Below are 20,456 nucleotides of genomic sequence, written 5' to 3' on the forward strand. Positions count from 1 at the left end.
CTAACACCTAGGAGCAAGAAATGGCTTTAACTACGGCGCAAATCCAGAATGCTTATGTTGCATTCTTCAATCGTCCTGCTGATGTTGCAGGTCTGCAGTACTGGAGCAACTACGCCGGCAACTCTGCCGACCTGCTCAACACCTTCGCCCAGTCCGCTGAATACACCGGCCTGTACGCCAACATGAACGCCACTCAGCTGGTAAGCGCCGTTTACCAGAACCTGTTCGGCCGCGCTCCTGAAGTTTCCGGCCTGACCTACTGGGTCAACCAGCTGGACAACGGCGCTCTGAAGATCGGCAACATCGCTGAAGCCATCAACAAGGGCGCTCAGGGCACCGACTCGGCAATCATCACCAACAAGGTCGCTGCTGCCACCGCCTTCACCGCCGCACTCGACACCACTCCTGAGATCGTTGCATACGCCAGCGCCAACAGCACTGCTCTGAACGCTGTCAAGTCCTGGCTGAACACCGTGACCAGCGACGTCGCTTCGGTTACTACTGCTACTGGCGCAGCGCTGAATACGGTTCTGGCTACTGTTCAGAACAACAGCAACCAGAATGTTGGGCAGACTTTCACGCTCACTACTGGTACCGATACGATTACTGGTACCGCTGGTAACGACACCATCAATGCTAGCACCGGCTTGTCCGCTGACGGCGCGACTGTCATTACAACCACAAATGCGCTTGATGTCATCAATGGCGGCGCCGGTGTTGATACCCTCAATATCGAAAACACAGGTGGCGTGAACGTTCTCGCGGGCAATGTTAGCGACGTTGAGAATCTAACCTTCGTAGGTGCTGGTAACGTCAATAACAACGTTGCTGTAGTTGCGACGCCGTTCTCGGGCGTGATCTCTCTTAAGCAAACTAACGACCTTGCGGTGACTGTTAACAACGTGACATCGCAGACTCTCGCCCTGAACACAGTTGCTGACGACACCGTGCTTACCGCTGCCCTTGCTGCGAGTCAGGCCTCAGCTTCTCTGAAAAGCGAAGCTGCTGTTGGTACCGCAACCTTCAGCATATCTGGCGCCGCCTTGAAGACTGTCAACCTATCGGTTGATAAGACTGCTGCGTCTGAATCAGTCGTTGTGACCGATACTGGCAACACCACCGAGACAGCGAACATCGCAGCAACTGGTGCGAGCGCCGTCACTGTAACTTCAACCGCACTGAAAGCCGTAACCGTTTCTGGCGCTGGCCTGGTTACTCTGACAACTACTACCGCTCCGACCGTAAGTGTTGATGCGTCCGCCTCGACTGGTGGTGTGACGCTCGCAACCGCTCTCGCTGCTACCGCAAGCTTCACTGGTGGTGCTGGTAAGGACGCCATCACTCTTGGCGCTACTACCAAGGTGATCGCTATGGGCGCAGGTGATGATACTGTCAACGTTACTACTGCTGCTCTTGGTGCCGGTGGTTCCCTTGACGGTGGTGAAGGTAGCGATACTATTGCTCTGACCGCTGCTAACGCTGCTACAGCTACTTCCACTGCTTCGTTGGGTGCTGCGTTCGCTGCTTCCGTCTCGAACTTTGAAAAGTTTGGCGTCGGCTCTGTTGGTGCGGCAACCGTGGTTGACGCTCAGTACATCGATGGGATCAACCACATCGTGAGCGCTGGGTCTACAGCTGGCTCATTAACCATCAACAACCTGGCTAACAACTCGACTTTCGAGTCTACTGCGCTGCAAGCCGCAGCCGTTACCTTGAATCTGAAGGACAGCCTAGGTTCGAGCGACGTTCTGAACCTAAACTTCTCCGCAGCAAATGGGTTCACTAGCACAGCAGCAATCATTGCAGCAGGTGTTGAGACTCTGAATATCACTACCGATGACACTGACACGACTGCTCCAACTGCAGTCTTTGATCAGGAAATCACAGCTTCTTCCGTTAAGTCTGTTGTGGTCAAAGGTGATGTAGGTATCGATCTGACTGGTCTGACCGCTACCACTCTGACCTCGTTCGACGCTTCTGGTGTGACTGCTACTGGTGCTGCTGGCGCTGTAACTATCACTACCGGTGCTCTGGCTGCGGCTGCAAGCTTGACTGGCGGTGCTGGTAACGATGCAATCAACGCAGCTGCGGCTACTAAAGCTGTGACCTTGGTCGGTGGCGCGGGCAACGACGTTCTTACTGGTTCTTCCACTATTGCTAGCAGCCTGACTGGCGGCGAAGGGAATGACACCCTGAACGGTGGTGCTGGTGCTGACACTATCAATGGTGGTGCCGGTAACGACATCATCTCTGGTGGTGCTGGCCTCGACATACTGACTGGCGGCGCTGGCAACGACACGTTCAACATCGTTGCAAACTCCAACGGTAACATCTATGCGACTGTTACTGACGCTGCTGCTGGCGACGTTCTGAGCTTTACAGACCTTGGTAACGAAACGTTCAACAAAAATGCAATTACTCTGGGCGGCACCGCTGTGTTCCAGGATTACTTGAATGAAGCGGCTAAGGGCACAAGCGCTGTTGACGGTGCGATCTCCTGGTTCCAGTTCGGTGGCAACACCTATGTAGTTGAAGATGTTTCGGCTGGTACCAGCTTCGTAAATGGTTCTGATAGTGTTGTTCAGTTGACTGGCCTGGTTAACCTGACCAATGCCGTGGTTGGTGATCACTCTCTGACCCTAGCCTAATCTCCCCGGAGACAAGCATCCGCCCTTGGGTAGGTGCTTGAGGTGATAGGAAGAACGGGCTATGCCCTGACTTCTTAAGTTGTAACGCTATAAACAAGAACCCCGCTTCTCACAAGGAGGTGGGGTTTTTGCGTCTAAGGGGTAATCGAAGTCGATCCCCTACGCTGCTCACATGAATCACTCCAACCGACGCCCTTGGAATCATCCTTGGGCGTTTTTTTTTTGCCCTCAGAAAAGGAAATTCCATGCAGATACTGCAAGATGCATCCTCGATCCAGACTGCGCTGGCTACCCAAGCAGAACTGGCCCGATTAATCACGATCCACGTCGAAGTGCTCAGTGAATATCAAGGGTATGAGCTGAGCCAATTGGTGCAGTTCGTTGTGATGGCCAGCGGTGAAACCAGCGCCGATCTGGACACCGCGTTGGGCTACCCAATCACTGCTGACTCCAATGAAGAGCCTGAGTTTGTGTCGTCCTGGGAAACCATCGATGAATACCTATACTGGTTCGAGTTGGTCTTTGTGCGTGGAGACGACGGGGAGGGTGTCGTCGTTTATGTGCCCAAAGACGCCGATCCTGAGTTGACCGACCTGCTCCAGCAATACACCTGCAACACCCCGCTGTAACCCTCCGCTGTTCCCCCTCGCACCACCCCGTTTGACCTCAGTCCCGCATTACGGCTAACCAGCCACCTTATATGAATGGCCCTAAGCCGTTCAGTCTCGCAACACCCATAAACCAATCCCTAAAACGAATCTCATCCTTTGAGAGGCATCACTATGTCTATTGAAAATGCACCTGAAACAACCGCTGTGATCGACGCGGATATCAAGCCGAACGTCGACGATAACGCATTATTGACACCCAATAACGAAGCTGAAGACCTGCCAGAAGCTACCGCCGTACCACCACCTCCCGAAGACACTGATAAACCAATCCGTGTGCTGAAGGAGGGCAGCTGTCCATCCCTCACAGGGCGCTCTACCTTGGGCTACGAACTGGGTCTCGATGACCAGTCAGACCTGTATCTGAGATTGGTCAGCAATACCGGCAGTGGCTTCTTCAGCAAGGAATGGGTGGCCTGCTCGGTGATCGAGCAATTGATCACGGGTGCGTCTGAACTTACATCCACTTCCTTTGGCTCTCTTTCCTCACAAATCTGTGAATACCGGAGGCTTTGTCATGGCGGTGGTGAAGGCGTTGGGGTTGATTCAGACCACCGTGGGGAACAGTCGATAGGGTAAATAGGGGACAGACCACGTTTTGCGATACGTCTTTCCAGGGGCATTCGCGGGCATGGCCCGCTCCTACGGTTAATAGCAAACCGGGCCGATCACGCTTTCCGTTTGATGAAAATAGATCACTGGGTACAGGCAAAAGAACAAAGGGGGCAGGCCACCTTTCCCGGTGTACTTGCTGATGAGGCATTCGGGGCTGCAAACAAAGTACACTCACTTTGTGCTGCTATCTGGTGATGCGATTAGCGGGTTATTTAACAGAGCCTCATCGCTCGTGCGCCCAGCGGCTAGGCGCCCTGTTGGAGCCTCTGTTCGTGGCTCTATCCTGTTTCAGGCTGCCCTTGCGGCTGTTTCGTCAGAGCACGCTCGGGCATCTGCGGAACTATGTCTATCCCGTCGCCTGGCTGTAGATGTCCAGCGTTTGTTGTGCACAACGCTCCCAGGAAAACATATGGGACCGCTGGAGGCCCTCGGATGCCAGACTATCGCGAGCGCCCCGATTTTCCAGCAGCCATCGCATTTGCACCGACAGCTGATCAACCGCGCCGCGCTCGATCAGTAATGCACTATCGCCGGTTATTTCGCACATCGAGGTGTCTTGAGTGCAGATGACGGGTACGCCGCTTCTCATGGCTTCTAAAACAGGTAGGCCGAACCCTTCATAGTGCGACGGGTAGACGAATGCATAGGCGCCTGCATAAAGGGCAGGCAGGGCGTTGGCCGGCACGAAGCTCAGGTGCCGCAGGCCTCGTGACTGCTTGAGTTGCGCGATAGTCGACAAGGTGTCGGCATTGCTCCAGCCTGGCGCGCCGGCGAGCACCAAGGGATACGCCTCGGTCAGCTCTTCCGGCAGTTTGGTCCATGCCTCTAACAGGGTGTCGACGCCTTTTCGTGGCTCAAGCGTGCCCACGAAGAGCAAGTATTGCCCATGACTCAATCCGTACCCGTTTAGCGCTTCTGCCGTCTGCGCGGCGCTTCGCGGTGCATAACAGCGGGCGGCGCCGAGATGAATGGTGCGTACGCGCTCTTCGCTTACGTGATACCGCTCGATTACTTCCCTTCGGATATGCTCGGAGTCGGTAATCAGCATGTCTGCGCGGGCCAGCGTCTTTGGCAGCTCGCGGGTTAGCCATGCCACACGCTTGGCCGGGTGGTAATGCGGATAATGGATAAAGGACAAATCATGAATGGTCGCTACGCAAGGACCCTTGTGAGCACGAAGAATGAAGTTGGGTTCGTGGTAGACGAAGCCCTTTAGCTGCCCGGACTTGAGGCGTAGCAGGCTGTTGCGGAGCGTCTCACGGGCACGATAAGCCAAGGTTGAACGGCGTAACAGTCCGTGTAGCAGGCCTTTCACCGGAGCTGCCGTTCCGCTGTCAGGCTGCCTTCGAACGCTGCATTGCTGCAGGGCTTGAGTTGCCGAGGTGAAGTGATGACCTGAGAAGCATTCGATGGCTTCGATGGAGCGCGACTCTACGAACTGGTGAAGCAGATTTTGCGTGTAGGTGCCAATGCCAGTGATCGGTGGCTTCAGTGACTCAGTGTTGATCAAGAGCTTCATGGAGTGGTTTACCTGAGGAGCGCGCCTGGATAGAGCTAATACGGAACAGACGATGTTTACGGCTAGTTCGCTTAAGCAATCCTGACGCTGCCGAACATGAATTACCCTGGTTGGTGACGGCATCGGCCTCTGGCGAAACCGACTTCACAGAATGCTAGGCCTGGCTTCGCAAGGGGAAAGAACCGTACGCTTGGCAGCGCCACGGTTTTGGGCTTCTCCCGGCCTCAAACAGCGTCGGGGCTACCAGCGTCGCAGCTTGGTAGCTACCAGCTACTGCACCCAGGGGGGCGAACTCTGATGGCAGTAGGTGGGGTTTGTCGAGGGGTTAATTGGGACAGGCCACGTTTTCCGATACGTCGTTTCACGGTTAGGCCATTCGCACATGGCCTGCTCTCCTACAGCGCTGACCCGTACCGGTCGACGCTAGCCGCAGGACGCTCAGGACGCTTAGGGGACAGACCACGTTTTCCGGTGACTGGGTGACTTTACCGAAGCAATACGTAGCCTGTCGCTGTGGCTCAACATTTCCGTAACGTCTGGGTTGGCGCCATCGGACTTCCTGTAGGTAATTAGCCCGTGAAACAGTCCGCAGCTCAGTCTTGGTAATTGGCTTATGGTCTCGTTTTTGCCTGACCGGAGTCCCCGATGCCGCGTCGCTCCCGACTCGTTCTACCAGGCGTGCCGTTACACCTGATCCAGCGAGGCAATAATCGTTAGATGCTTTGTGGCAGACGAGGATTTCGCGGTCTATCTGCATTGGCTTCACCAGTATGCCGACGAGACTGGTTACCGCCTGCATGCCTATGCGTTGATGACTAACCATGTCCATCTGCTGGTCAGCGCTGATCGCGCACAAGCGCCGGGTGCGCTGATGAAAGCGCTCGGCCAGCGTTTGTGCAGTATTTCAATCGTACGTATCGGCGTAGCGGCACCTTGTGGGAGGGCCGCTACCGTTCTTGCCTGGTCCAGGCTGCGGATTATCTGTTGGTCTGCCAACGTTACATTGAGCTGAGCCCGGTGAGGGCTGGCATGGTGGAACATCCGGCAGAGTACCGGTGGTCGAGTTACCGAGCCAATGCCCAGGGGGAGAGTTGCGCACTGATTGAGCCGCATGAGGTGTATCTGGCGCTGGGAGCTGCGCCGGCAGATCGGTACGCCAGTTACCGTGAACTGTTTCGCTACGAGCTCGAGCCGGGGCTGGTGGATGAGATCAGGCGTGCAACCCGCGGGAACTTCGTGCTGGGTAATGCACGGTTCAGTGAGGAAGTGGCCTCTTTGCTCGGTCGGCGGGTGACGCGGGGCCAGGCGGGTAGGCCGCGGATGACAAAGGAGGGATAACGATCACAAGGCGCCAAGGCGGGTCAGGTTCCGCCGTCTTTGAGGGTGCTGCCATAAGCTGGCGGCTCACCCTTTCCCAGCGTTTTTAAGCATTTTTTTGGACTTACTTCCGCTTGCCGCCAGTGCCATACAGGTCTGTCTTGCATTGCCTGCAATAGTGAATGCGCTGCCCACCAATTAAATGCTGCTCCCAAATTTGGTTTGATCCGCACTCAGGCAGCAAATACCGCGACCGTTGCCGATGGTCGTTGCAGCCGTGTACTCGTCTACGGTTGGTAACGACGTCCAGTACTTCTTCGGCATCGGCCGCCTTACTGTCGACGTCAACGTTAAGCTGCAGGCATACTTCAGCAAAATTTACAGGAATCAAGGACTGCGGTGGCTGTCAGGTGCGTCAGACGTGTGGCTGCAGCGACGCGGGAACATCCTGCCGCTGGACGTGTTTAGGCAATACAGCAAACTGCCTTTCTCGTACGGTGATGCACAGCTGAACGACGCTCGAAGCTGTTGAGTTATCGGCAACTACCACCGCAATGCAATAAACATTAGCGCCACCTATCTTCAACTCAAACCGCAGCGCTGCGCCAGTAGCTGTGCACTTCATGGACGAATACATGACCGCTGAAACCCATCCCCGTGAAATCGTGTTTGTCGACAGTCGCGTGCCGCAATTGGAGATTCTTCTAGCCGCAATGCGCCCGGGTATCGATCTGGTGATGCTCGATGGCTCGCGTGACGGGCTCGCGCAGATCGCAGATTACCTTGGGGCCCATCCCGGTGAGCAGGCGGTCCATATCGTGTCGCACGGGCGTGCGGGTGGCGTCGAGCTGGGCAACCAGTGGCTGGACAGTGACAACCTTGACGCGCATGCCGATGCCCTTGCGCGAATTGGCCAGTCTCTTGCGCCGGACGGCGATATTTTGTTCTACGGTTGCAACCTGGCCGCAGGGGCGGTCGGTGCAGAATTTTTAGATCAGCTGGCCCGCGCTACCGGTGTGAATGTGGCTGCGTCCGACGACCCGACCGGCTCCGTTCGCCTGGGCGGCGACTGGCAGCTGGAGTCCCAAGCAGGATCTGTAGATACCCTATCGGTATTCACCGGCCATGCGCTGCTGGGTTACGACGCCACGCTCGGTGTGGCGTCTGAAAATTTTGATGGTGTGGGGCCGACCCACCAATCCTCGGTCGTCAGTATGCAAGTTAACGGCTGGACCTTCTCATCAGTCGGCAGCAGCGACTTTACTGTCGATCAATCCAATATTGGCGGAGGGGGCGTAGGTCAAAGTCTGGCCTGGAACTGGAATAGCAACCCCACTACGGATTTCAGTTTCAAGTCCACAGATGGAACGAACTTCAAACTCGAGTCATTCGTTTTCGGATCGTTTGGCGGTGACACAACGGTAACCATTGCTGGTTATCGCGACAATGTACTGGTAGTGGCCGGTGAGGCCGTCGACACGATGGGCTTCCATGCTGGCCCCAATATCAGCTACTCGAATAGCGGAACAGGGTACGGAACTGCGACGTTCGGCAGCGGATACGCGAACGTCGACGAAATTAAGTTTTCTCTAAGCCCGGGCGTAGCGCTCGAGATAGACGACATCTCCATTTCGCCGGTTGCGGTGAATCCCACAGCCACAGTGGTCGTAGTCGACTCAGCCCTGAAGACCGGCGAAACCTCGCTGACGACCTTCACGTTCAGTGAAGCGGTGACCGGCTTTACCACGGCAGACTTGGCGATCCCCAACGGGACGCTCAGTAGTCTCAGTTCGAACGATGGCGGGCGCACCTGGACCGCGACCTTCACACCCAATGCCAACACCACGGATGCGACTAATGTAATTGTGCTGGACATGACTGGCGTGTCCAGCTTGGCTTCATCGACTCCCGGAGTGGGGACTACCAACTCCAACAATTTCTCTGTCGATACCGCTGCCCCTACCGTTACCAGCGTTGATAGCAGTACTGCCAATGGCACCTACAAAGCGGGCGACACCGTCAGCTTGCAAGTGAATTTCAGTGAAGCGGTCACAGTCACGGGCACGCCCAAGTTGACCCTGGAAACGGGCGCATCCGATCGGGACGTCAATTACGTCAGCGGCAGTGGCACCAGCACACTCAATTTCACCTACACCGTACAGGCGGGAGACACCAGCGCCGATCTGGACTACCTGAGCACCACCGCGCTGGCGCTTAATGGCGGCACCATCACGGACGCAGCCGGTAACGCGGGCATACTCACCCTTGCCACACCGGGGACGGCTGGCTCGTTGGGTGCCAACAAAGCTGTCGGCATTGATGGCGTGGCCCCGTCGCTCGCGAGCGGCAGCGTGCCGGCCAATGCCACCTATGGGGCCGGCCAGAACCTGGACTTCACGGTGAGCTATGACGAGGCCGTCATCGTCAACACCGGAGGTGGCCTGCCCTACATCGCGCTTACGCTGGACACCGGGGGCACGGTGCAGGCCAGTTACATCGCGGGCTCCGGCACCAACACCCTCACTTTCCGCTACACGGTGGGAGCAGGTGGCCAGGATGCCAACGGCATTATGCTTGCCTCCTATATCACCCTGAATGATGGCACCGTGCGCGACATGGCGGGCAACGACGCGGCGACCACTGGCATTGCCTTTGGCAGCACCGCTGGCGTGCTGGTGGATGCGGCCGTCCCTTCGGTCAGCTCAATCAACCGGACAGGCCCCGCGACGACCAATGCCAACAGCCTGGACTATGCCGTGAGCTTCTCCAAGGCTGTTACCGGGGTAGACGCTGGCGATTTTTTGTTGACCTCGTCCGGCACGACAAGCGGCACCGTGACCGGCGTCAGCGGCTCGGGCGCCGCCTACATCGTCACGGTCGCTAGCATCACTGGCGACGGCACACTGCGCCTTGACCTCAAGAGCAGTGGCACCGGCATCACTGATGGGACCGGCAACGCGATTGCGGCCGGCTTCACCTCAGGCCAGATCTACACCATCGACAACACAGTCCCTGCAGCGCCTTCTGCACCCGATCTGGCCCCCGCCAGCGACAGCGGCACGTCCAGCACGGACAACGTCACCCGCGCCATCACGCCCCCCATTACCGGCACGGCCGAAGCGAACAGCACCGTCACTCTCTACGCCACCGATGGCATTTCATCGCTTGGCAGCGCAACCGCCAATGGTTCTGGCAACTGGTCCATCACCAGCGCTCCCCTGATCGAAGGCGCACACACCCTGACCACCAAGGCAACCGATGCCGCGGGCAATATAAGCGCGGCCTCCAGCGGCCTGGACCTGACCATTGACACCACGGCCCCCACTCTCGTCTCAGCCACAGTCAATGGCAACCAGCTGTTATTGACGTATACAGAGGCCTCCACCCTGGATGCGCTCAACCTGCCCGCTGTAGGAGACTTCGAGGTACAAGTCGGCGGCGCCTCGCGCACAGTCGCTGGTATAGCCATCAACGCAGCAGCCAAGACCGTCACCCTCACTCTGGCGACCGCTGTGAGTGCGGGCCAAGCGGTCACCGTCGCTTACACGGACCATACTGGTAGCGATGACCTCAACGCCATTCAAGACGTTGCAGGTAACGACGTCGCCAGTTTTGGTGCCGCAACGGCGACCAACCTCACACCACCGCCACCGCAATCTCCGCCTACAGCGCCGCCAACGACAACCGAAACGGTCGATGGGGTGGTGGTCGAGAGATTGACGGTGACAAATCCGGATGGCTCGACATCGCAGACCATCATGATCCCGGTCGTGGAAGCAAACAGAGTGGAGGTGGTCGGCAACAATGCGCTGGCTGATATTCCGCTTGTCTCGAACAGTTCCGGTGGCATAGTGCTCAGCGCTCAGGTGCCGACCGGCTATGGCCTCCAGGTGAGCGGGGTGGGCGCACCTCAGAATGCTGGCAGCGCACTGCAGCAGCTGATCCAGCAGATCGAGGCGCGGACCCCGGCGGGCTCCTCAAGCCAGGGCCAATTGGTGGGTGGGGTCTCGAGCTTTCTCCAGGGATTGGTGTCTGACACCCCCCTGCTGGTGCAGACCATCGTGCCGACGACGACCGCCGGCCTGTCGGCGCCCACGGTTCCGTTGGTCATCAGCGGCATGCCAGCCAACGTCGATTCGCCGGTTAGTGCGCTTGTCATCGATACGCGAAGTCTGCCGAGCGGCGGCGTCCTTCAGCTCGATAACGTTAACTTTGCCGCATTGATTGGCGCCGTACAGGTGACAGGTGGGACGGGTTCGCAAACCGTGTGGGGCGACGATGCGGCGCAGTACATCGTGCTGGGCGCCGATGATGACGTGCTACATGGCGGTGGCGGTGACGATACCGTGGGCTCGAAGGGCGGCAATGACCGCATCTATGGCGAGGCCGGTAACGACACCTTGTTTGGCGGTGCGGGAGCCGACCGACTACATGGGGGAGGCGACGCGGATACGGCGCGTTTCGAAGGCAACCGCGACGATTACATCATCACTCAGGACTACAGTGTGGTCACCGTCCAGTCGAAGGCCGATCCCAGCGATGTCGACACCCTGATCAACGTCGAAACGCTGGTGTTCGCCGATCGCGAGCAGGCGGTCGCTTACGCAAGTGAACTGGACTGGATCGCCGGGCTTTATCGTCAGGTACTGGGGCGTCAGGCCGACCTCGATGGCATCCAGTATTGGGCCCGGCAGGTTGACGAAGGGAGCGACCCCGGCGATGTGGCGCTGCGCTTTTTGGATTCGGCCGAGGCTGGAAAAGCCCTGTCATCCGGCGATACCTCGGCAACGCTGAATGCACTTTACGAGGGGTTGTTGGGCCGCGCGGCGGATGTGGCCGGCAAGGCTTACTGGGTGGATCGGTTGGAAAGCGGCATGACCTTGCACGATTTGGCGGCCGGGTTCATGGAGTCCAGTGAGATGCAAACTCAGAATCCTACGGCAACGGAATGGAGCTTTCTGGGGTGACCACCATTCGTATCACTGTGGGATGGTTTGAGTGCTTGAGGCAGCAATAACTTGAGTGGCGACTTGCACACCCGCCGGAGCTGTCATTTCCACTTCACCATCGGCAAAAATACGAACGCATCCACCGCACCGACTATTCAATGTTGGTGAGTGCGTTTCGTGGCTGTCCGTCGCAGAGTCAGGTTGACATGATCTGGCTCCTGGCTGGGTCTGAACACTCGTCGGATCGCTGGCCAGGCCGGAGCTCGTGGATTGCTGGTCCGTTCAAGGCCTTAGTTGCCAGCCGTCGGATAGTTATGCCGATGCGATAGCGGGCAGCCCGCGGTGATGCCGGCTAGTTATGATGTCGCTTCGTGCAAGTTATGCAGTCTGCCTTCAGGAAAAATTCCTTGAACCATGAAGTCTCCGAGTTGGGTGCGTTTCCGTACCGGGCCATTGCTCACCTCTATGTAACCTTCCCTGACGGAACTAAGGCTTTGGGCACTGGGGCGCTTGTTGGGCAAAACGATCTCTTGACTGCAACTCATGTGATCTATAGTCCGGAGGCGGGAGGTTGGGCGAGCGATATCAGGATTTCGTTGGGTGCCGACTACAATACCCGCGTCTATCGCTATGAAAGCCCATCGCTGCTGGATCTCGGTGGGGTGCGCTGGAACGCCTATGGGTTCCCCTCGACGACCTTTAGCGATGGTAGCCACGATACGCTGACGTTTCGAGAATCACAGTCAGACGTTGCGCTGATCGGACTGGGTAAGGCCGTCGGGGATCAGTTGGGGTACTTCGGCATGGCGCCCGGTTACAACTCTTTCCATGCTGCCTATCAGATCGGATATCCCCAGGGCAGCACTGGCATGATGTACGGCTCTGTGTCTGTGCAGCATAACGGCGTTTACGAGATATATCAGGCAACTGCCGGGGGCGGCAACCAGCTCATGGGGCCAGGGAGCTCGGGTGGTCCGCTATTCGTCATCGAGAATGGAACCCCTACCATTATCGGTGTTCGCTCGAGCGGAACCGAGACCAACGCATACTGGGCTGACATTGGGTACACCTATCAGCAGCTGATGATAGCCATGCGCGCCAATGACGACTTGCTGCCTGCCTGGGTCGCTACGAGAACCATTGTTGGTACCGTTGGCAATGATGTTTTCTATGCATCTTCTTCGGCGGAACAGGTGGAGGGTGGGGCCGGTCGGGATGTGCTGGTCTTCGCTTCGGTGCGCAATCATTACAGCGTGGTACTGGATGAACAGGGCGCATCTGTTCGAAGCCGAACCAGCAGTGCCGATGTGGATCACCTCACTAGCGTTGAGCGTCTGTCTTTCTCAGACGGCACCTTGGCAATCGATGTCGGGGCCGGCGAGGCGGCTGGCGGCACCTATCGTCTTTACCAGGCCGCTTTTGATCGTCAGCCAGATACTGTCGGGTTCATCTACTGGATCGACAAAGTCGACGATGGCCTGACTTTGCGAGAGGTTGCACGCTCATTTGTCGACAGCAATGAATTTGGTGCACGTTATGGTATCCAGCTAAGCCATGATGTGCTGGTTACGAACTATTACCTGAATGTCTTGGATCGCGAGCCTGAGCCGGCCGGTCACGCCTATTGGCTTGCACAAATGGCTGCAGGACTGAGTGATTCTGACGTTCTGGCCTTGTTCGCGGAGAGTAAAGAAAACCAGATCAAGGTCAGCGCTGCTTTGAATGAAGGCTTGTGGTTGTCGTAAATGGTCGGGAAGCACGGTTTCCGATGTGGTGAGCCGCCAATTCTGTCGAAGGGAAAAGGGAGGCGTATTTAAGCGCCCAACAACGCAGTGACCGCCCAGCTAGGGCGAGCTTGTACGACCGAAGCAGGTAAGCGTTGGAAGGGTGATGTCGGGTCAGGCATGATGATAAAGTGCCATGCTTCGCCGTGCTCGAGATCTTCCATGTTCTACCCTGCGTCCCTGCCGCTCTCTGGCGATCCCCGTATCGACGGCCTGCTCGAAGCCGCCTCTCCCAGTCTGGCAGTGAACCGCGCCCTTGGCACTGCTGCTTTGGTGACGTACAGCTTTCTGGAGCAGGTCCCTGCGCCGGGTTCGTCGCCCTGGACAATTGCCGAGTTCCGGCCCCTCAACCAGGTACAGCGTGACGGAGTGAACGCCATGCTGGCTGAGATCTCCGCGGTCACCGGAATTACCTTCCGCCAGGTCGACAGCGGGGGGCTGTTGCGCTATGGGCTCGATGCAGGCTACACGACCGCAGATGGCATGTTGGCCAACGGTTACTCGCGAACGGACCCCTTTGCCACTGATCCGGCTTCATACGTCTGGCTGAACCATCACGTTGCCGAGGTGGCGCGGCTGGACGCAGGTTATGGTCGTATGCTGGCGCTGCACGAAACGGCGCACGGACTTGGGCTCAAGCATCCTCAGCATTACGGTTCGTATGACTCGGGGCCGGAATTGCCCGCGGATCTGGCAAACGCCCGTTACACGGTGATGGCCTACGCCGGGGGCTCGCGTAACGATCTGGGTGAGCTGGACATACTCGCACTTAAGTATCTTTACGGTGAGCCTGGCATGTCTGCTGCCGAGTACAACCGTATCGATGTGGCCGGGTATTCGTCTGATGTGGCTGTGTGGGGGAGTTTCTTCAATGACTTCATCAGTCTGAGTGCTTCCAGCCTGCGTGATACCTCTCCGTTTATTGATGCAGGTGCCGGGGATGACGTGATTCGGATTATCGATCTGCTAGGCCTGGAAGTGCAGGTCGTACCCGTACTTGACGGTGGTCCCGGGCTCGACAGCCTTTGGGTGGATGTGGCGCGGTCGGACGTTAGGCTGGGCAAAACGGCCGACGCGCCGCCGTCACTTGACTACAATTCATCCAACGGAAGCGGCAGGGCGTTCATCTATCTGGATCAGGTCGAGCGCATTCGGTTTACCGATACGGCGTTGGCGCTGGACGTGGAAGGCGGGCCAGGCAAGGTCTTTCGCCTGTATCAGGCAGCCTTCGATCGCACGCCGGACAAGGGCGGTCTCGGTTACTGGATCGCGCGCAACGACGTCGGCTTGTCATTGCAGGATATTGGAAATGCTTTCATTGCCAGTCGCGAGTTCGCCGAACGCTATGGCCACGACACGCGGGATGACGTTTTCATCAACGCGCTTTACCAGAACGTGCTCGATCGTACCGGTGATCCCCAAGGTCTGGCCTATTGGGGTCGCGAGATCGAGTCTGGCTCGCTCAGCCGCACCGAGGCACTCATCGGCTTTAGCGAGAGCCAGGAAAACGTTGCGAATCTGATCGGGGTCATCGGGCAGAGCATCGAATATACCTTTAGCCAGCTCTAAACAGGCTTGGAGGCAGGGTGTGGTGGTGGTGGTGGTGGTGGTGGTGGTGGTGTGGTGACTGAGGCTAGGCGCCCAGCCCTAGTCATCCATATTCCGCGAATGGGAATCAGGCTGAGTGGCCTGACGCTGGGGCTGGCTTCGTTATCCTTCGTCGCGGTGGATTCCTCTCTGGGCTGCTGTTAACATGCGCGCCGCTCAGCGTCCGGATGCTGCGCCGAGGCCCGATGTTAAGCCCATTTAGCTCAGCGGTAGAGCACTCCCTTGGTAAGGGAGAGGTCGGCAGTTCGATTCTGCCCATGGGCTCCATTCCCAAACCTTTTGCCATCTTCGATACACATCTGTCTGGCGTGTGATGAAACAGGCGCTAGCTCCGAGTTGCCGATGCTCCAGAGGCGGAGCAGGTCGGCGTTCTGATGATGCCAGCCTGGCTGCACGTTTTTTGCGTTCCTGTTTATGAGCCACAGGCAGTTCAGCGGTAGATTCGAGCTACGCTGGCCTGACTGATGCGGATGTGAGGAGTTCGTTTGCGCCAATGCATGCTGTGCACAGGGGCGGTTCGGGGCATTGCCTGGCTATGCGGCTCAGATCAAGTAAAGGACCCGCGCCGCATCTGTGCCAACTGTAGCGGCGCTCGTCCTGGCTTCAGGTCAGGTTGCCGAACATAAACGTGCCGCTGTCATTGGCGTAGCCACTATTATTCGTCCTGGTCGAGGCGGCAATCTCTGCTGCCTTGAGTCTAGCCAATTCCCCCAAGCGGCTCAGGTGCTGCGTTGATAAAAGCTGGCAGTAGGCGGCGGGAAGCGCGCCAGCCCGCATCAATTCGTGCAAGGCGGCAGGCTCGAGGCTCGTAAGCGCGGCTTCATCAATTTGAAACAGGCCGCCAAGGTTGCGATCGCCTTCGGATGTAGTAACCGTTATCGGCCAGGGCGAAACAACCCCGTACTGCTTCAATGAATTGCAAGTCTGCTTGGCTGCTTGTCCGCTGCTCGCCGTTTGCTCCAGGAAACTCAGAATCTCTCGGATGGCGGGTGTGGGTTCGTTGTGTGCATCGAAGAAAGCCTCGCCCTGCAGGTCCTCGGTGACCAGGCCGGAATCTTCATCGACGCACAGCACTTGCTGACCCTGGTCGGTTGCGGCTAGGCGAAACGGGTAGGCCCGTAGCCCGGCAGGAATATAGCCCCCTTGCCATTGGCCGTCCGCAGCAACAAACAGGCTGCGTTCTGGCTCGAGGCCCAGAACGGCGGCGGGTACGAAAGTATCGTCCTGCTCGATCAACGCAATAGGCAGCGTCATTGCTGCCTTGGGCAGTTCCGCCAACGCCAGTGGAACGACAGCATATTGGCCGGCAAACCTGTAGTCGGAGGGGCGCAACCAGCGCTTGCCTGCGTGCCGGCCGCTTGAAACGATCTGGTAGTTGGGCATGGTGCTTCTACTCGCTGCTTTTGGGCTTGCGCGAGGCGCGGGGCTTTTTCGGTTTGACCTGTTCGGTCGACGCGCCTGCCGCTTTGACTGCTGTGCGCAGGGCAATGACATACGCATTGCGAGCGGTCTGGGCAATGGCGAGCTGTTGTTGCAGGCGGGCCATCTCGGCGTCTACTGCCTGGATGTTAATCATCTGATTGCGTGCTTCGTCGGAGAGCTTGTCAGTACTGTAGCGGGTGCCGTCGAGAGTCAGGTATTCAGGCTGAGCCATGTTCTGTCATGTCCTGTTCTGTTTATTCCGGAACGCAGCATAAAGGACGTCGGCATGGTTCAGAAACCCTTGCACCGTACACGGCTCGCTTGGCGGCTGATGGTTGGCATAAGCAAAGCTTTTCGTCGTTTTCTAAGGCTGGAGGCCGGTGTAAACGTTATAGGTGTTCTGTGCGCAGCGATCCCACGAAAATTGCCGCGAATGCAGTTGCCCTTTTTCTGCCAGGGCGCGTCTTTCGCTGGGATGCTCAAGCAGGTGATGGATGCGTTCGGCGAGCTGCGCGCTGTCCCCTCGATCGAACAGGCAGCTGGCACCGTCAGCGAATTCAGCCATCGACGTATCGGCCGTACATATGGTTGGCGCGCCGCAGCTCATCGCCTCGAGCAGAGGAAGACCGAACCCTTCATAGAGTGACGGAAATGTAAACAAGGCTGCGCCGGAATAGAGTGCTGGGAGGCAGTGCTCAGGGACAAAGCTCAGGTGCTTAAGCCCACGAGTCGTCATGCTCTGGATCCGTGCTTGCAGGAGTTTGTTGTTCCAGCCCGGTGCGCCGGCGAGTACAAGCGGGTAAGCCTGCCGAGTGGCCGGGGGGAGGCTCGACCAGGCGTCGAGCAATATCTCAATGCCCTTGCGAGGCTCCAGTGTGCCTACGAACAGAAGGTATTCACCGTACCGGAGTCCGAAACGGTCAAGCGTAGTTTGGGCGAGTTGGCTGTGCTGGGGACGGTAGAAATCGGAAGCGCCGAGATGGATAGCAGAAACCATGCTTGGGTCAACGTGATAGGTCTGGATCAGCTCCTGCCGGATGTACTCCGAATCGGTAATGATCGCATCGGCTCGTTCCAGGGTCCGTGGAAGCTGTCTGATCAGCCATTCGACTCGCTTGGGTGGGTGGAATTCTGGATAGCGGATGAATGACAGGTCGTGGATTGTTGCAACACATGGGCCGCGGTGGGCCTTGAGAATGAAGCTGGGCTCATGGTAGACGAACCCGGCTCTGCGGCGGGCGCCGATACTCAGCGCCCGATTTCGAAAAGCTTCCCTGGCCCGGTAGGCGAGCGCTGATTGGCGTAGCCTGCTTTTTAGCCTGTTGGCTAGCGTCGCGCCTGCAGTCGAGTTTGCGCTGTGCTGCCTGGCGGCAGTGGTACCCAGGCAGTTGGCGATTGCTTGCTCAGAGCGCAAGAAAGCGTAGCCGGAAAAACAGTCGATTCGCTCGATTTCGCGCATCTTTTGTAGGGCGCAGAGCAGGTTGAAGGTGTAGTTGCCAATGCCGGTTAGGGGAGGTGAAAGGGATTCCGCGTTGACGAGAAGCTTCATAGAGCAGCTGCCACCTCAGTGCGCCAGTAGTCGAGCAGCTCTTTCAGTGTCTCGTTCAAGCTGATCGTTGGTGTCCAGCCCATGGCTTGGCGCAGCCTTGCGCTGTCGCCAACGGCATACGGAATATCAGACGGACGCATGCGCGCCGGATCCTGCTCGACGGCAATAGCCCTTGTCTTGCTCAGTTGAATCAGCGTATCCAGCAGCTCGGCGATCCGATGCGAGCGACCCGAAGAAATATTGAAACACCGCGGATGCCCAGCGGCCGCGTCCGACAGCCTCAGGAGCATTTCATAGGCTCGGCATACATCAATCACGTCAAGGAAGTCTCGACTGGCTTGCAAGTCGCCAACTTTCAACACTGGATCCTGCTTGCCGGCTTCGATCAATGCGATCTGGCGAGCAAAAGAGGCGGTGACGAAGTCAGGCGACTGATGCGCGCCGATATGATTGAAAGGTCGTGCTACAACGCCGCGAATCCCACGGCGAAAATATTCATTGAAGGCAGTCTCTGCCGCCAATTTGCTTGCTGCGTACGGGTTCTGTGGTAAACAAGCGACGCGCTCGTCGAGCGGTACGTTTGCCTTGAACGCTGCGCCGTAGACATCCGCAGAACTCACGAAAAGAACGAAGCATTCAGGCGCGAACTGGCGAATGGCTTCCAACAGGTTGATGCTGCCCATCACGTTGGTCTGCCACGTTAGCTGTGGCAGCTCGAAGCTCTTCGGAATATGGGTGATCGCGGCCAGGTGAATTATGTGGGTAGGTGAGGTAGCGCTGACTATCTGGGCGATAGGCTCCGGCTCACGGATGTCGCAGCTGATCGTTTCGTTGGCAAATGGCACAGTCAGGCCATCACGTGACGACACGGCAATGACGTGATGGCCGGATAGTCGGAGTGTTTTGCATAGCTGCTGCCCAACGAATCCGTTAGCGCCTGTAATCAGCGTGCGTCGCATGGTTCTCTCTGGTAGGAGGGCTGGCGCGCTAGTTTACAGAGCGTTCCTGATACTGGCGAGTGAAGCCAGCGATGGCGGCACAGCGGCCGCTTGGCGGGAGTCGCCGGGCAGCCTAAACTGCGCGCCTTTGCAAGTCGTATGCTCAGCTGGAGGCCGCGCGCCCTTGGCAAGGCGCGGCAGGTACATATTGAGCTGGGCACTTGATGTTGCTCGCTATATTCAGTTGGAGTTCCGAATGTTTACGCCTGTAATTCTTGCTGGGGGCAGCGGCTCCCGTTTGTGGCCGCTATCGCGTCAGGGATTTCCGAAACAATTTCTGGCTCTGGATGGTCAGGGGCGGGATTCTATGTTCCAACGCACCCTGGCCCGGCTGGATGGCCTTGAGCACGCGATGCCGCTTGTTGTGAGTAACGAGCAGCACCGTTTTGTCGTGGCTGAACAGCTGCGCTTGGCTGGTCGGGCGTCTGACAAGATTATTCTTGAGCCTTTGGCGCGCAATACTGCTCCTGCGATTGCCCTCGCGGCGTTAGCTGCAACTCGGAACGGCGGCGATCCGGTGATGCTGGTCCTGGCGGCAGATCACCTTATTCCAGATGAGCAAGCCTTTCACGCTGCCGTCATTGCGGCGCTAGCACATGCGACTGATGGGCGGCTTGTGACCTTCGGTATCAAACCGATGCATCCCGAAACCGGTTTTGGCTATATCCAGTGTGGCGAGGCTGTGGGTGATACGGGGCGGTCGATCGTTGCGTTCAAGGAAAAACCCTCGCTAGTTCTGGCGCAAGAGTACGTCGCATCGGGAGAATTCCTTTGGAACAGCGGCATGTTTATGTTCCGTGCTTCCAAATACCTGAGCGAGCTTCAACGTCTCCGTCCGGACATCCTTGAGGCCTGTCGGTCCGCGTTCAACCATGCGGAGGACGATAAGCACTTCTTACATGTCCCGGCTGAGCATTTCGCGCTTTGTGACGACGAGTCTGTTGATTACGCAGTGATGGAGCACACTTACGTCGGCGTAGTGGTGCCGCTGGATGCCGGCTGGAATGATCTTGGCAGCTGGGCCGCGATCTGGGAGGCCAATGAGCGCAACGCCGATGGTAATAGTCATCAGGGCGATGTGATGTCTGTGGAGAGCCGCAACAATTTGGTGCAGGCACATCACCGTCTGGTTGCCACCGTTGGCGTTGAAGATCTCGTAGTCGTCGAAACCAAGGATGCAGTGCTGGTCGCTCACAGGGACAAATGCCAGCAGGTCAAGCAGATCGTGCAGCGGCTGCAGCTCGAGCATCGTGACGAGTTCGTCAATCACCCTCTCGTCAGTCGCCCTTGGGGGCACTATGACACGGTCGATAGGGGTGAGCGTTATCAGGTGAAACGCATCACGGTGCTGCCAGGCGAATGTCTGTCGCTACAGTTGC

At 57.6% G+C, this 20,456-nt stretch carries 14 protein-coding genes and 1 tRNA gene; 9 read left to right on the forward strand and 6 right to left on the reverse strand.

Annotated features, from left to right (window positions below):
- Positions 1 to 20: 20 nt before the first annotated feature.
- The 3 genes from ACN0UN_RS10960 to ACN0UN_RS10970 all read left to right on the forward strand — a co-directional run bounded on the left by ACN0UN_RS10960 (position 21) and on the right by ACN0UN_RS10970 (position 3,895).
- On the forward strand, positions 21 to 2,648 hold the full coding sequence (locus ACN0UN_RS10960) for a DUF4214 domain-containing protein (protein WP_417660018.1): 2,628 nt from the start codon (positions 21 to 23) through the stop codon (positions 2,646 to 2,648).
- Between the two features lie 245 nt (positions 2,649 to 2,893).
- A complete protein-coding gene (locus ACN0UN_RS10965) occupies positions 2,894 to 3,277 on the forward strand; it encodes a hypothetical protein (RefSeq protein ID WP_417660019.1) in 384 nt (127 codons plus the stop codon).
- 153 nt (positions 3,278 to 3,430) lie between these two features.
- Positions 3,431 to 3,895 carry a hypothetical protein gene (locus ACN0UN_RS10970; protein WP_417660020.1) on the forward strand — a complete coding sequence of 155 codons (465 nt, stop codon included), beginning with the start codon at positions 3,431 to 3,433 and terminating at the stop codon, positions 3,893 to 3,895.
- Positions 3,896 to 4,277: 382 nt separating this feature from the next.
- Here ACN0UN_RS10970 and ACN0UN_RS10975 read toward each other — a convergent pair whose 3' ends face one another.
- Positions 4,278 to 5,450, reverse strand: coding sequence for a glycosyltransferase family 4 protein (locus tag ACN0UN_RS10975; RefSeq protein WP_417660021.1), 1,173 nt, complete (start codon positions 5,448 to 5,450; stop codon positions 4,278 to 4,280).
- A 724-nt stretch (positions 5,451 to 6,174) separates the two neighbouring features.
- Between ACN0UN_RS10975 and ACN0UN_RS10980 the strand changes: the two genes are divergently transcribed.
- The 3 genes from ACN0UN_RS10980 to ACN0UN_RS10990 all read left to right on the forward strand — a co-directional run bounded on the left by ACN0UN_RS10980 (position 6,175) and on the right by ACN0UN_RS10990 (position 13,461).
- Positions 6,175 to 6,462 carry a transposase gene (locus ACN0UN_RS10980; RefSeq protein WP_417660022.1) on the forward strand — a complete coding sequence of 96 codons (288 nt, stop codon included), beginning with the start codon at positions 6,175 to 6,177 and terminating at the stop codon, positions 6,460 to 6,462.
- Between the two features lie 940 nt (positions 6,463 to 7,402).
- Positions 7,403 to 11,734, forward strand: a complete 4,332-nt coding sequence (locus ACN0UN_RS10985) for a DUF4347 domain-containing protein (RefSeq protein ID WP_417660023.1) — start codon at positions 7,403 to 7,405, stop codon at positions 11,732 to 11,734.
- A gap of 362 nt (positions 11,735 to 12,096) precedes the next feature.
- Complete coding sequence (locus ACN0UN_RS10990; RefSeq protein WP_417660024.1) at positions 12,097 to 13,461, forward strand: DUF4214 domain-containing protein; 1,365 nt, start codon at positions 12,097 to 12,099, stop codon at positions 13,459 to 13,461.
- Between the two features lie 68 nt (positions 13,462 to 13,529).
- Here ACN0UN_RS10990 and ACN0UN_RS10995 read toward each other — a convergent pair whose 3' ends face one another.
- Positions 13,530 to 13,664, reverse strand: a complete 135-nt coding sequence (locus ACN0UN_RS10995) for a hypothetical protein (protein ID WP_417660025.1) — start codon at positions 13,662 to 13,664, stop codon at positions 13,530 to 13,532.
- Here ACN0UN_RS10995 and ACN0UN_RS11000 point away from each other — a divergent pair.
- Both ACN0UN_RS11000 and ACN0UN_RS11005 read left to right on the forward strand, forming a co-directional pair.
- Positions 13,663 to 15,069 carry a DUF4214 domain-containing protein gene (locus tag ACN0UN_RS11000; protein ID WP_417660026.1) on the forward strand — a complete coding sequence of 469 codons (1,407 nt, stop codon included), beginning with the start codon at positions 13,663 to 13,665 and terminating at the stop codon, positions 15,067 to 15,069. The genes ACN0UN_RS10995 and ACN0UN_RS11000 overlap by 2 nt on opposite strands.
- A gap of 231 nt (positions 15,070 to 15,300) precedes the next feature.
- Positions 15,301 to 15,375: transfer RNA gene (locus tag ACN0UN_RS11005), tRNA-Thr, on the forward strand.
- 336 nt (positions 15,376 to 15,711) lie between these two features.
- Here ACN0UN_RS11005 and ACN0UN_RS11010 read toward each other — a convergent pair.
- The 4 genes from ACN0UN_RS11010 to ACN0UN_RS11025 all read right to left on the reverse strand — a co-directional run bounded on the left by ACN0UN_RS11010 (position 15,712) and on the right by ACN0UN_RS11025 (position 19,038).
- On the reverse strand, positions 15,712 to 16,491 hold the full coding sequence (locus ACN0UN_RS11010) for a SapC family protein (protein WP_417660027.1): 780 nt from the start codon (positions 16,489 to 16,491) through the stop codon (positions 15,712 to 15,714).
- 7 nt (positions 16,492 to 16,498) lie between these two features.
- Positions 16,499 to 16,762, reverse strand: coding sequence for a hypothetical protein (locus ACN0UN_RS11015; protein WP_417660028.1), 264 nt, complete (start codon positions 16,760 to 16,762; stop codon positions 16,499 to 16,501).
- A gap of 132 nt (positions 16,763 to 16,894) precedes the next feature.
- Positions 16,895 to 18,079 carry a glycosyltransferase family 4 protein gene (locus ACN0UN_RS11020; RefSeq protein ID WP_417660029.1) on the reverse strand — a complete coding sequence of 395 codons (1,185 nt, stop codon included), beginning with the start codon at positions 18,077 to 18,079 and terminating at the stop codon, positions 16,895 to 16,897.
- A complete protein-coding gene (locus ACN0UN_RS11025) occupies positions 18,076 to 19,038 on the reverse strand; it encodes a GDP-mannose 4,6-dehydratase (RefSeq protein WP_417660030.1) in 963 nt (320 codons plus the stop codon). Before ACN0UN_RS11025 ends, ACN0UN_RS11020 begins: the two co-directional genes overlap by 4 nt.
- Positions 19,039 to 19,273: 235 nt before the next feature.
- Between ACN0UN_RS11025 and ACN0UN_RS11030 the strand changes: the two genes are divergently transcribed.
- On the forward strand, positions 19,274 to 20,456 hold a 1,183-nt coding region (locus ACN0UN_RS11030), incomplete at its 3' end, for a mannose-1-phosphate guanylyltransferase/mannose-6-phosphate isomerase (RefSeq protein ID WP_417660031.1).

The sequence above is a fragment of the Pseudidiomarina sp. genome, from assembly GCF_048267825.1.
In the GTDB taxonomy this organism is placed as follows: domain Bacteria; phylum Pseudomonadota; class Gammaproteobacteria; order Enterobacterales; family Alteromonadaceae; genus Pseudidiomarina.

Coding starts and splice junctions, on each gene's coding strand:
- ACN0UN_RS10960 (WP_417660018.1), top strand. CDS start 21: ATGGCTTTAACTACGGCGCAAATCCAGAATGCTTATGTTGCATTCTTC.
- ACN0UN_RS10965 (WP_417660019.1), top strand. CDS start 2,894: ATGCAGATACTGCAAGATGCATCCTCGATCCAGACTGCGCTGGCTACC.
- ACN0UN_RS10970 (WP_417660020.1), top strand. CDS start 3,431: ATGTCTATTGAAAATGCACCTGAAACAACCGCTGTGATCGACGCGGAT.
- ACN0UN_RS10975 (WP_417660021.1), bottom strand. CDS start 5,450: ATGAAGCTCTTGATCAACACTGAGTCACTGAAGCCACCGATCACTGGC.
- ACN0UN_RS10985 (WP_417660023.1), top strand. CDS start 7,403: ATGACCGCTGAAACCCATCCCCGTGAAATCGTGTTTGTCGACAGTCGC.
- ACN0UN_RS10990 (WP_417660024.1), top strand. CDS start 12,097: ATGCAGTCTGCCTTCAGGAAAAATTCCTTGAACCATGAAGTCTCCGAG.
- ACN0UN_RS11000 (WP_417660026.1), top strand. CDS start 13,663: ATGTTCTACCCTGCGTCCCTGCCGCTCTCTGGCGATCCCCGTATCGAC.
- ACN0UN_RS10995 (WP_417660025.1), bottom strand. CDS start 13,664: ATGGAAGATCTCGAGCACGGCGAAGCATGGCACTTTATCATCATGCCT.
- ACN0UN_RS11010 (WP_417660027.1), bottom strand. CDS start 16,491: ATGCCCAACTACCAGATCGTTTCAAGCGGCCGGCACGCAGGCAAGCGC.
- ACN0UN_RS11015 (WP_417660028.1), bottom strand. CDS start 16,762: ATGGCTCAGCCTGAATACCTGACTCTCGACGGCACCCGCTACAGTACT.
- ACN0UN_RS11020 (WP_417660029.1), bottom strand. CDS start 18,079: ATGAAGCTTCTCGTCAACGCGGAATCCCTTTCACCTCCCCTAACCGGC.
- ACN0UN_RS11025 (WP_417660030.1), bottom strand. CDS start 19,038: ATGCGACGCACGCTGATTACAGGCGCTAACGGATTCGTTGGGCAGCAG.